Source organism: Marinigracilibium pacificum, from assembly GCF_012926615.1.
GTDB lineage: Bacteria > Bacteroidota > Bacteroidia > Cytophagales > Cyclobacteriaceae > Mangrovivirga > Mangrovivirga pacifica.
The window spans coordinates 104,985-117,897 of the sequence record NZ_JABBNU010000013.1 but is presented as its reverse complement, the minus strand read 5'-3'; the positions used below and the strand labels follow the sequence as shown (position 1 = coordinate 117,897).

At 33.8% G+C, this 12,913-nt stretch carries 10 protein-coding genes; all 10 read right to left on the bottom strand.

Going from position 1 to position 12,913, the window contains the following annotated elements; genetic code table 11:
• Window positions 1-178 precede the first annotated feature (178 nt).
• Window positions 179-1,381, bottom strand: a complete 1,203-nt coding sequence (locus tag HH304_RS18955) for a hypothetical protein (protein WP_169684863.1) — start codon at window positions 1,379-1,381, stop codon at window positions 179-181.
• On the bottom strand, window positions 1,374-2,126 hold the full coding sequence (locus tag HH304_RS18950) for a hypothetical protein (protein ID WP_169684862.1): 753 nt from the start codon (window positions 2,124-2,126) through the stop codon (window positions 1,374-1,376). Before HH304_RS18950 ends, HH304_RS18955 begins: the two co-directional genes overlap by 8 nt.
• Before the next feature lie 298 nt (window positions 2,127-2,424).
• A complete protein-coding gene (locus HH304_RS18945) occupies window positions 2,425-2,835 on the bottom strand; it encodes a hypothetical protein (RefSeq protein ID WP_169684861.1) in 411 nt (136 codons plus the stop codon).
• Between the two features lie 329 nt (window positions 2,836-3,164).
• Window positions 3,165-3,650 (bottom strand): hypothetical protein, encoded by a 486-nt coding sequence (locus HH304_RS18940; protein ID WP_169684860.1) that lies wholly within the window; start codon window positions 3,648-3,650, stop codon window positions 3,165-3,167.
• Window positions 3,651-4,027: 377 nt separating this feature from the next.
• Window positions 4,028-4,600 carry a hypothetical protein gene (locus HH304_RS18935; protein WP_169684859.1) on the bottom strand — a complete coding sequence of 191 codons (573 nt, stop codon included), beginning with the start codon at window positions 4,598-4,600 and terminating at the stop codon, window positions 4,028-4,030.
• Between the two features lie 509 nt (window positions 4,601-5,109).
• Complete coding sequence (locus HH304_RS18930) at window positions 5,110-5,649, bottom strand: hypothetical protein (RefSeq protein ID WP_169684858.1); 540 nt, start codon at window positions 5,647-5,649, stop codon at window positions 5,110-5,112.
• A complete protein-coding gene (locus HH304_RS18925; RefSeq protein ID WP_169684857.1) occupies window positions 5,649-5,876 on the bottom strand; it encodes a hypothetical protein in 228 nt (75 codons plus the stop codon). The genes HH304_RS18930 and HH304_RS18925 overlap by 1 nt, the downstream gene beginning before the upstream one ends.
• A gap of 61 nt (window positions 5,877-5,937) precedes the next feature.
• A complete protein-coding gene (locus HH304_RS18920) occupies window positions 5,938-6,486 on the bottom strand; it encodes an REP-associated tyrosine transposase (RefSeq protein ID WP_169684856.1) in 549 nt (182 codons plus the stop codon).
• Window positions 6,487-6,694: 208 nt separating this feature from the next.
• On the bottom strand, window positions 6,695-7,330 hold the full coding sequence (locus HH304_RS18915; protein WP_169684855.1) for a hypothetical protein: 636 nt from the start codon (window positions 7,328-7,330) through the stop codon (window positions 6,695-6,697).
• Window positions 7,317-12,905 (bottom strand): hypothetical protein, encoded by a 5,589-nt coding sequence (locus HH304_RS18910; RefSeq protein ID WP_169684854.1) that lies wholly within the window; start codon window positions 12,903-12,905, stop codon window positions 7,317-7,319. Before HH304_RS18910 ends, HH304_RS18915 begins: the two co-directional genes overlap by 14 nt.
• Window positions 12,906-12,913: the final 8 nt, after the last annotated feature.

The following is a 12,913-nucleotide window of genomic DNA, read 5'->3' as shown; positions in this document are numbered from 1 at the left end:
TATGCGAATTAGTGATTGACCGGGATTTATAAAGATTAACAGGAAGAAATATAACTACTTTATTTGACCGGAATACAATCCCTGCTTTTCATTAATAGTCTGAAGTTACGCTATCGCTACACTCCAGATAGTGGGCGATAATAGCACAAGATCAATCTTGCACCAAAAGAGGATTAATTTATATAGACTTTAAGTACTCATCAATTTCAGTAGATGGTATTTTATTTATGATTCTTTCAGCAAAATTTTTATTCCACACAACAAAATCCATGTCCAAATTATCCTTGTATTTTAAGAACAAATTTTCATTCCAAGGAATTCCTTCATTTGAAGATATACCTACCCAGTCAAATTTAGCTTTATACTTATCGATAAAAGATTCAGACCAAGGCAAAGAGGGGTTTCTACTTAGTATTGCCCATGCCCATTTATCTTCGTATTTATCTATCAGATTTTCAGTCCATTCAACGTTTCTATTTTCAGAAACCCTATCCCAATCACATTTCTTTTCATAATCTGATATCAAACTTTCATTCCATGGAATAGCATAATTAGTCCATATTGACTCATAACCAAACCATGTCCACTTACTTTCAAATTTTCTAATCAAAGACTCTGACCATGGTAATCCCTTATTAATTGTCAATCCTTTCCAGTTCAAAGCTGAACTAAAATGATTAATAAACTCTTCCGTCCAATTTATCCCTTCATTTAAAGATAAATTGTTCCAATCTATCTTAAGCTTTATTTCATCACTATATAAAAGATATCCTACCCAATCAAACCCTTTATTTTTTGAAAACCCTCTCCATTCACTATTCGTCCAATGATCGGCAAAAAAATCCAAAACGAGATTCTCACTCCATGGAAGCCCCGGATTATAATACATTTCCTTTAGTCTCAAATCATCTTCACATTCCTCTAAAATATCCTTCTGCCAATTAAGGTTTTTATTGTTACTTAATGACCTGAACGTAATCTTTTCCTTGTGATTTACAATAAAATCATAGGTAAATAATTTAGAAATATGAGCTGAAACTTCGTCCAGATGAACATACTCGTTAAAAACTTCTAAAAATTTATATGACCATGGCAAACCTTCGTTTCGTGAAAGATACATCCAGTCTAGATGATCTTTATATTTATGTACCAGTTCATAGCTCCAATCTATATTTTGATAGTTTGATAAAACAATCCAGTTAATAGAGTTATAATAAGCATCGATTTGTTCAATATCCCATAGGATATTCTTATTAAAAATAAGCTTGCTCCCTGTAAATAGATGATTATTTGAGACTATCTGCTTTTTAGACAAAGGATAAAAGCGTTGTATTAAACTCAAAAAGTACTTTTCATCAATATCATTGAATAAACTATTCATTATCAAAATTTATTGGTACTTCAGGATTTTTAAATTCTACTCCCGTAATTCCTTTTTCTTCAATTTCTAGCTTAAGTCTATGAGAAATAACAGGGATTTTATTACCCGGAATTGATAGGACATCTAGATTTTGAAACTTTGAATTTAATGTTAATTTTTTAAATATTGGCGAATGAAAATAATCATATTTTCGAGAGCAATATTCTTTCAGCTTAGATAAACTAGTAAATCTGTTAGTACAATCCTCTACTATTTCCCGATTTCTTGAATTCTCAATAACCAATTCGGATTTTTTCATGTTTAAGAGGTCCATTTCCGGTATCGACAGATTTTGCCAAATGTAAAACTCCATAAATTCATTCCGTACTTTAAGAGGAGCTTTATAAAATCTACAATTCGGATTGTTGAAAGTTTCATTTTCCAATAAAAACTTAAACTTTTTAGAAATTGGATGAAATTCTCCATTAAGTGGTGAATTCTGTATCCAACTCATATAATCTTGAATTAGTAAATTCTCTTTAGGATAATGAATCATATTTACTCGATTAATATCCATTGTTCCCGCTTCCAAGTAATCAAAAACTATATCTTCATCAAAAGAGGACTCAGGATTTAAATTATTTAAGTAAAGAATTTCATTCTTGAATTTTATATTATTTGCTCTAACCCACGTTTTAACAAATTCACCTTTTTCAAAAAGATTATTATTTAATGAACCATATAACAAATAAAATCCATTTTCCATTTATAAACTTCCGTTATATTTAAATTGCCTTAATATAATCCCTCTGGCGCAAGTATTCACTCAAATCTTTAACAAGATAAAAGTATCAGATAAAAAGTACAATATCATTCTTGTGCTAGTCAGGTGAATACAAACGTGAAAATGACTGGTTCCAGTTTTTTGAAATGACATTGAATAAAGTTGATTGATGTTTATGAACTAATCACAATTCAAATAATAATATTCAAACAATATTATAATAAAAAAGGTTTGAGAAATATTTCTCAAACCTTTTTTATATCCTATAAAATATAATTTATCACTCAGCAATATATTCGGCATAATCATCACAAAGATCACCTTTTGATCGACTACCAAAATAGACAGTTAATTTATTACCACTGATACTATATTTATATCTTTCGTCTTCAACATAAATATACAAACCATCACTTTCATAAGGAATAATCTCATCTTCAGCAAATACCTGACCACCTTCAATACTTTCAACGATAATATTAGTTTCACTAAAAGTTAAATTTTGACAATCACCATCAGAACATCCTGAGTTATCTATATCATTCCAATCAGAATCAGTACAATTTTCTGAAACCAGTTTAGATTCAATCCACTTTGTTCCAATCAAAGGCGAATTAACTTCTTCATCTCGACAAGAAATAATACATAATGCAAAAAGGAAGGCAATAATTAATTTTTTGTTAAAAAACATAGTAATGGTTGATAAAAAGATTTTAAATAAAAGAGGTACAATTTTCATATGTCCTCACACATTTTTTGTGCACAAGTATAAAAATTTATATTACAAAAAAAATCATATTTATTAATAGAAAATATCAAGAAAAAAATCCATGTTTGATGGAATTAGATATTCCCACGCAGTTTGGAGTGTTCTGCAGGACAACTTCAAACTTTTGTATGAAATGCAGAGTCTGTGACTCGGACTTTCAGAAAGCAAACAGTAAAGTACCCTCAACCATTTATTGTAATTACAACTATAAATGATTGAGGAATTATAAACTAAAATAGTTTAATTAATATTTATTTGATCAAACGGATATCCACGGTTTTCACATACCTAATAATTTCCTCACCACTATCATCAATTGTTTCAAAATTAAATTCTAGGTTATAAGTAGAATCTGTTTTTTCCGTTATTTTAAAAGTTTTAGCTGCCCCACCGCTTCCAAATATAATATCATCACCTTCTATAAGGTAATTTTTATTTATTTCCGGAATTGTAGTTAATTCAATTGTTGCCTCATCCATATCGCCTGTAAAAGGATCACGATAATCAGCAATGAAACTACCATTAGTTGAGCATATTTTTTGGTCTTCCAAAAACGTTACGTTCATAGTTCCTGAATTATATTTAATAGTTGTTGAACCAAAATCTGAAATGTATTCTTTATAATAATAATATGACACAGTCCATTTGTCTGACTTATCAATTTCTTCATCAGAACAGCCTGAAAACATTACTAATAAACATATGATTAAAACATTTAAGCTTTTGCTAAAATTCATAATTGTTATTGTTTTGATTGAAAAATGAATAGAAATAATATATTATGTGGATAGTTGAAAAATCACGTAAAAGTAATATTATTTTTTTTAACTTGGTGTATTAAATTGTTCGAAAGTTGTTGTAAAATTTTTATTAAACATTAACCATTCTCCCCCCCTGGCGCAAGTATTAACTTGTGTCGATGTCGTTAAGCGAAACTTTTAAATATTAATGGATTTCCTGCTCATGCTGGAAATATTTGAACTAAGATTGACCAGGATTTAAAAAGATTAACAAGAAGAAATATAACTACTTTACTTGACCGGGATACAATACTTACTTTTCATTAAAAGCATGAAGTTACGCTATCGCTAAACTCCAGACAGCAGGTGGTATTTTATGGCCTATAAAACTCACTTTCTTTATATTCTTTTCCGCCCCAATATCTTTCAATTTGCTCTTTAGTTGGATTTGTGTGTAGCCATCTAAAATAGCCACAACCATTGGGGTATACTACAATCAAATATTCACCAACTTTTATTTCCTTAGCATCCCTTTTACCACATATTGACAAATCATTAACTACACTATTATTAGAATGATATTGTATTTCATATTCAAAGTCCGAATATTTACCTGTTTCTTCCTTTTTAATTACCTTAGATGCATATATTATCCCTCCATTTTTCATCAATATTTTGTTAAATCTATAATGATCAAATTTCCCATCGACAACAACAAAACAATATATGTGAATAACCACTATAAAAACACCTATAGTTAAATTGAATAGTTTCTTTATAGTAGTAGCAATTAAAATGTTTAATAAGATCAAGGGAACTATATTCTTTACAAAAAAAATAACGCCCAATTTTGAACAACCAAAATAAAATTCACTAAAAAATGCAAAATAATCAACAATTAACACTACAATAAGGAGGGCTAAAAGTAGAAAAATTTTAACTTTCATTGTTTATTTTTTTGTTTAAAATAATTCTCTAACTCTAAATCCAATAAGGTTGAAAATGTCCCTACATCAATTCCCAATAAAATATTTATTGACAAATCATAAATAATATTCTCTCCCCCTGGCGCAAGAATTTTCTTATGCCGTCGTCGTTAAGCAAACCTATAGAATTATTATGTATTTCCTGCTCATGCCGGAAATTAAATGCAACTAAAAATAAATCAAAGAAATATACATTAAGGTTGAAAAATACTTAAAGGAACTAATAATGATCGGTCCAAGAGGATTCTTGAACCAGTTTTCGAACGATAATTGCACAAGTACATACTTGCGCTAGTGGGGGCTCGTTTATGGTCAACAAAATGAAAAAGCCCGCCTCCTGATTACAGATAACGAGCTTCTATCTCTTTTCAATAAAACTTAGCAGCTTTCTGATGACCAGAAAAAAACTGTCAAAGATGTGCTAAGTGCCTTCTTGCTTAAAGCTAACCTGACTAAGCAGTTGATTTGATTTAAAGTGAAACTTCCTTATATGGTCTATTTTCCCACGAGAAATACATTTTATTAAAACTATCTTTCAGTTCTTTAAAATTTGCTTCCTGCGAAGTACCCATGACATTTTTAAAGACATAATAATCCATATGCACCATCTGATCAAATCCACTTTTTTCGTTAATTAAATCTCTCTCAATTACGAGTATCGAGTAGATTCTAAGTAAACTAGGATTTTTTAGTTTATCTCCATTTTCTAACTCTGCAATGGCTCTAATGACTTGATCATAAAGATCAATCACATTCTCACAGTATACCAAACTTTTTTGTTTCCCACCACTTTCACTATCCCATCTCTTCATTTTTTGCAATGACAGGATTCTTTTCTGCTGCTTTTCATCTCCTGTTAGCTCTTTCCATTTTAGATCATCTTTAAACCTATCAATCATAGCTAACTCTTGTCTAATGTTTCTTTTCTCCAATTCTGGAATCTCATCATTAGAAAGCAACTGACTATATTTCAGTGATAGTAATTCGTATTGATCTAGCCTTTCTTTCATTAATCTACTTCTTTGATGTGTATTTCTCTAACTAATGGATCATTAGGTGTAAACCTTGGACGATATGATTTTGAAACAACCTCGAACTTGGTTTTCGATTTGAATAAAATCTCACTTTCGAAAGCTGCAGAAATTTCACCGATAGATTTACCAGATTTTGGCTCTATTACTAGCACTACACTTCCTCCTTTTCTACTCATAAAATCATCTGCAATATCTGTTTCCAAAGAACTAGAAATAAAGTTGTTATAAGTATAGCTTTCCTTGTGCCGTCGTCGTTAAGCGAACTTACCGTATGTAGTTCAGCTTAATCAATTCTTCTTTACCATGCCAACATCCTGCGCTGCTATATGTATATTCTTCTTCCTTTTCAACAAAACCGGCTTCTACAGGATTTCTGTGAATATAGTCAAGTTTTTGATAAAACATCTGCTCGTTAAGTAACTCTATTGGTTTGTTATGCTGCTGCCAAAACTGCCACTTTTTATTGTTGCTATTCTTTAATCCTGCTCTTTCAAACATCCAAAGCATCCACTCTCTCCTGCTTTCTCCCGGATGATCAATTATTGCTTTTTTTAATTGACCTGAAGTATGTCGTTTCATGTCAGCAACAATTCTTTCTAACGGCTTTTCTTTGGAACCAATAATCATATGCACATGACTTGTCATGATACACCAACCAAATATTTCAAGATCCTTATTTTCTTGACAATACTTCCAGCTATTTATCAATATTTCTTTATACTCGTTTCTTATGAATACATCAATCCAATAAACCACAGCAAAACTTATAAAATATAACTTGCTGCTATCGCCAAATTTATATTTCCTGCTCATGCCGGAAATTAATTGCAACTAAAAATAAATCAAAGAAATAAACGGTTAGGTTGGAAAATACTTAAAAGAACTAATAACGATTGGTCCAAGAGGATTCTTGAACCAGTTTTCGAACGATAATTGCACAAGTACATACTTGCGCTAGTGGGGGGGGAACATATCTTCTCCGTAATCGATGCTTTTATCGCTAAAAGAAAAATTCAGTCGATTATGTGAGGCGCAAAATATCGTAAACTTCCTTTGCTGCTTTATCATAGCCTTTAAATTGTGAGGGCTTTGCTTTTGCCTTCTTCTCAGATGATTCAATATAATGATTGCAAAAGCTTTCAAAACCAATATCTCCACAGAGCTTTTTAATAACCATTCTACGTAATGGAAGTGGCTGACTAATAAATCCCACCATCTCTTTAACTTCCATTTTTTCAGATGACTCGTAAACTTGGTATAGTTCTTTGTATTGATCCAAAAAATTAGCTTTATGAGTCAAACTCTCTGATTTTATCTTTTCAAACACATTTCTGACAGCTTCAAAATTGTCTCTTTCAAATTCATGCTGACCAACCTTATAGTCCTTAAATATCGTAGACTTCCAAAACCCAAGGTTGATATTATACTTATCTAATATCGGCTGCAGAATCGACTCTACTTCATTAAATTTTTTGAAAATAGTGCAAGTCTCACGCACCTTTATTGAACCAGGATATGTTATTAATCCAACCGCTATAGTTGCTGGATTTTCGTTATGTAAAAATTCAATATAGCAAGCATCACTGTAAAGCTTTACGTTGAAATTACTTCCAAAAACAGCCTCAATAATATCATTAATCTCTCTATTTAAACTCATCGGTAATATCTATAATGTTTTTTCCAGAACCATCTCCATAAGCTCTCAACCAATTATTCGAGTTTGCTTCAAGCCCTTGATCTAACCCACTAATTTGTCTACTTCTAACAGTATATCCTGATATACTTTTCGCTGCCGATTGGTTAGCAGTCAGCTTTGTTGCATCTGAGAGTTTATTTTCTATTACTATAACATTCTCTATGAATTTATCACCATCAGCATCAAAGCCATATTTCACAAAAGCCTGATCTGCCACAAAATAGTCTCCGGTAGATTTATTGTAGGTAAATTGAACCTGCTCATACATTTCGTAGGAGTCTAAATCATCAATTCCGAACTTCTTACTAACAACATCTTTTAGCTTATTCCTCCATGCTCCTCCCTGTCTAAGAGCTGGAGCAACTACACCTTCAAAATCCTTCCCAAGCTTCGTTATGTCATTGAAAAATGTACTTTTAGCAGTGGTGGTTAAATTTCCATTACCTGCCCTTTTTGCTATGTCTAAAGCATTTTCAGGATCATGGATAATATCATCATACAACTTAAAGAAATCAGGGTCAGCCAAGTCATCAGCCAAAGCGGGATAATTGCCTTTACCTAACCTCCTAGCTAGATCATCAACTTTGCCAGCATCCCATTCATTGATCCTTGAAAGTATTTTGGTCTTATCTGCATCTGAAACTTTACTCAAAGTTCTGCCTAAGCCATTGTCAAAAAGTTTTGCAACATCAAGCGGATTACCATTTAAAGTCTTACCACTTAGCTTGGTTACTTCCTCTAAAACATTTGTATTCCTTGCTAAGTCATCTAACCCAGCATTCTTGATTAGACCCCACGCATCAACCAATTTAGAATTTTCAGCTAATTTCTCAAAGAATTCTGCTGGAGTATTTCTTGAAGAAAGGTCTGCAGCTAATTTTTTAACTAAATCCTGCTTATGAACGATTGAACTATTCTTTACCAGGTTATCAAAATCACTAAGTGTTTTGCCTAACCTACCCAACTGATCTGATAAAGCTGAAATCTCAAAAAGCTCCAGTCCGTAGGTATTCCTAAGTCTTCGTAATAAGGCTTCTGATATATTAAACCCACTTGCTAAAATTTCTTCAGAGGCCTCGGCAAGATCGTCTCCAAATTTTGTTAAATTATACTGAACTCCATCAATTTTCAATTGATAATTATCACCTATGGCAATCAGCTTTTTACTACTTTCTAGTCCAGATAAAATTTTATCTGAGAATGTTTTTAACGCAGACCCTCCACTTTCAGTAATTATTCTAACATAAACTAAACCATTTTGAGCCTTTATAAAAACGTCACTACCACGCATTAATTTAAAAACTCCATTAGCAGATTTTCCAACAAGTTTAAATGCTCTTGTTATATCTGCTAAATCATCTATATAGGATAAAACCCTAAAAATTGTAGCAACCTTGGGCCCAAATGTAGCAGCTAATGTCGTGCCTCCAGAAACAAAACCAATAAGTACCTGAACAGATATGGCAGAAATATCGTGAGCTGCCTTAACAGGTTGCTCCTGCATCTGATCTAATTGTTTTCCAGCTAAATTTTTAAATGCAGCATAAAAGCCTTTTTCACCTGTATCCTCATTTTCATAATTTTTCAAGTTCAGATACATTTGCATTACTTGATTTCTACCATCAACAGTCATTATCATACTAACCATAGAAACCATTTGTGGGATTCCATCAACTATATCAATCAAGCCATTATATGCACCACATAATACTGCAAATTCATATTCATATAGATTTATTGATCCATCCTCATTGAGGAAATTTGAAAGATCACTAGTTGGTTTTTCCTCAGGAGAATCCCAAGCCTGAAATTGATACCCTGCATTATTCAATGAAGTCTGAAGCATCAAAGAAAAAACTTGTCTTGCTGGTTCTAATGTAATTGTTAAATACCTATAAAAAGTTGCGTATCTTGGATCATAATTTTCATGCTTAGGGTTATAGACATACTCTGGAATTTTCGCTTTTTGAATCTGCTGAGAAATAAAATCTGACCCTTCATAAAGTAAGGTACCAAATTGATCGGCAGAATGATTTACCTGTGCCATGATTTTAGCCATAGTAACACCCTTACCATGTAAGGCCAGGTATTCATCTAAATCATCGAACCCGTCAATTTCGTTCTTTAATTCGTATGAGCCTTCTGTTTTATGAATCCAAATCTTTTTAACTCCAGCTCCGGGATCATAAGTTTCTAACTCAGATAATATCCAATCTTCAGTTGTTTCATCAGTTATGAATAATTTTGCCTTAATAGTATGTCTTTGAGTATTATCTTCCAGGGTGATTGGATCATCTCCCTTGTAGAGCTTACTTAAAAACTCTATGTCATCAACTAGATCTGAACCAAAGTTAAAAGCATGTGAATTCCCTGTTTCAATTGATTTAAAAATCAGGAATTGATCAAAATCCAGACAACGGCAATTATTTGAAACTTTCTCTTCTGATATTTCTTCACCAATTTTTATTCGATAAGTACAACTACCATTTTCACCAAAGTCACCTAATAATACATGTTGAGCTATTGCCCTATCTCCCTCTTCAAGATCTATTTTAAAGTCTTCAAAATCAGATAAATTTTTAACCTTACTTTTTATACCAACAGGTGCATACCCAAGAAATGTATCATCCTTTTTACTAAGGTATGGGATATAAGTAGTTCCATTATAGACAAAGGAAGCTAGCTTTCCTTGATGTTCATTAGTGAAGAAGGCTTTCGGAGTAGCTCCTGATGGTAATTTTATTGGTTTTCCACCAATATTATAGAATTGATTGACTCTGGCTAATGTAGTAACTAAATCACCTGATATACATTGACCAGCTATTGTTAACTCCGATAGTTCGTCATCTTGCATCCACGCAATCATCGACTCCGGATCGTGGACTCTCTTCCACTGGAAGTAATACAGGTCGTCTCCCATTGCTCCACTCGCTGCCATCAGGTTATTAGGGTCACTGGTGCTAAACTCATCATCCGGGTGCCTCAACCTGAATAGTCCATGACCCAATTCGTGAGCCACCGTGGTATGGTATTTATCTGTATTATTTATCTGGTTGGCATAGATAAACCCGAAGTTCCGCTTAAATGGCATTCTACCAGCTACAGTAGAGTTACCAGTGCCAGGTGCCACAAACAAAAAGGCTGCATCATCGCCAGCATTGGTATATATGTTTGAATCTTTAAATGTACTAATCAGCTTTTTTTGCTCTGTATTATAGGTACTAAATGCACCACTTTCATCATTTTGAAGTGCTTCCCAGTCGATATCTTCCGAAGGATTCCACTCTATAGCTTTGACTTCAAATGTTACCAGGGTTTCATTAAAAACCTCATTCAGATATTCTTGCAGCTGAAAATTTGAATTGGCAAAATCCTTATTTGCTACATTAACAATAATTACTTCTTTCTTTACATCATTCTTAAATGATATTACATTGGTCTTCCCAACTAGTATCTCATTACCATCTTCAGTTGCTGGCTTACGATATGCCTCCACTCCAAATTCTTCTTCATGCTGGCCACCAACTACTGATATATTGTATTGGTTTGCAATAGACTGATCTGCTACCGGCCTTGGAAGATCGATACCTGTCGTGGTTTTAAATTTATAATCATCTATGTTCTCACCATCTTTCAGTGTAATGGTTACATATCCTATACTCGTCGCCTGCATACTTACCCATGGTACTTTATAACCCTCTTCACTAAGAGGAAGTGTTTCATAATCACCCTGGATATAGGCTTTATATGGCTTGTACTCATCAAAACCAAATTGTCCATCTATAAACAATATGATGCTATCAGGAATTTGACGTTGGGTATTTTCGATAAATGCCTCGGCCTGATCACCCTCGAGTACACGACCATCAGGTGTCACCACATACCTGTCTCCGTTTTCATCTTGAATAACTGTTGGTCCTTCGTCCTGAGAAGGTATATCTACTCGCTGAGGTTCATCATTTCCTTCAACTTCGATAACTACCTGGTTATTTTCTCTATCAATAGTAACTGATTCTATTGTACCTTCAACAATGACTGTTTCTCCAATTGTTTGTCCAATACCCTCAAACGGATGCTGGAGTGCATCTCTTACTTCATCACTTTGTTGCCATTGTTCTTTGAATTTCTCTACGCTTTGGGTCAGTGCATGAACTTCTCCTTCTATTACCTGGTAAGCCTCATTAACTACTATGTTATCAAACTTTACATGTACCGTAAACCCTAACCAAGGGGTTTTCATCGCTCCATATCCTGAAAATATACCATTGCTACCCTGAATCTGTAGCACTTCCATTTCAAAGTCGCCAACCTGAAAGACATTTCCGGTCATAGCTGTGATAAGCGGATTGGTATTTTGAGGAACAGTTGTCGTCACATCCTCTCCACAGGCGGCAATTAATCGAGCAGGAGTTTCAAACTGAAATTCTTCTGTCCATGCTGAAGTATAACCTTCTGATTTTTTACCAATGCGGTAAACATAAGGCGTGGATGGATTAAGTTGATTAAGCATTAATTCAGGATCGGTAGTTTCCTGATCAAACCAGGAGGCACCGCCTTTATCTTCCCTGAATTCTACTACATAATTTGATGGTTCTTCTTCCAGATCCCAATAAATCCTTGCTTGTCGCTGACCAAGCACTTCATGCCCAACATTTGTTACCGGATAGCTCAGTGCTTCTTCTACTACTGTAAAATAACATACGGCACTATACCCCTCATTTTCATAGAGATCTCTTCCTTCGACATCCATGGCCCGGACTCTCCATGCATAGGTCTTACCCGGTAGTAACTGAGGTTCATTATACCCATACAAAAAGCTGGTTTGATCGGTTATTGTCTGAAATAAAGGCTCAGAAGTATTAATTGCATCATTTGGATTTCTTCCTTCCGGCCAAACTTCGGTCACTGTCAGTTCATATTCAGTACTCAATGCTGAATTTGGTGATGCATTGATGTTTTGCCACTGAAATAAAAACTGCGGCTGCTGTACCGGATTAATTGCTGTACCACAAACCGGTTGTGTGATCATTGGCGGGTCATTTCTTACCAGCCATACTACTGCCTGGGCAGTATTAGAAACTTTTTGGTCGTGACGCTCATAATCATAGGCTGTAATTGTAAATCGATACATGCCTTCTGGTAATTCACCACTTTGATAGAATTTTTGCGCTCCCGGACCACTATAAATCAGGTTTTGTGGATTAAGGTAATCGGCTATTTCAAATCCGGAAACAGTTGTCATCATGCCCGGATTTAGCTCTACCGGAAGATTAACTGCATTTGGCCTGGAAGTAATTGAGATATTTGTACCCTCAATTTTTACTACAAGCCGTGCATTATACACAGGTTCATTTAAATCGCGCAATGTCAGATTAAGCCTCAAATGATCTTGATCAGGTAATGTGTAATCTGACAAGTACAAACTATATGGAGGTGTAATCTGCAATGAAGCATTTACGGGCCAGGTCTGGGCATTTACCTGCCAGGAAAAAATAACACCTATAAAAAATATCAACAGTTGATAGAACCTGTTCATAATAAAAA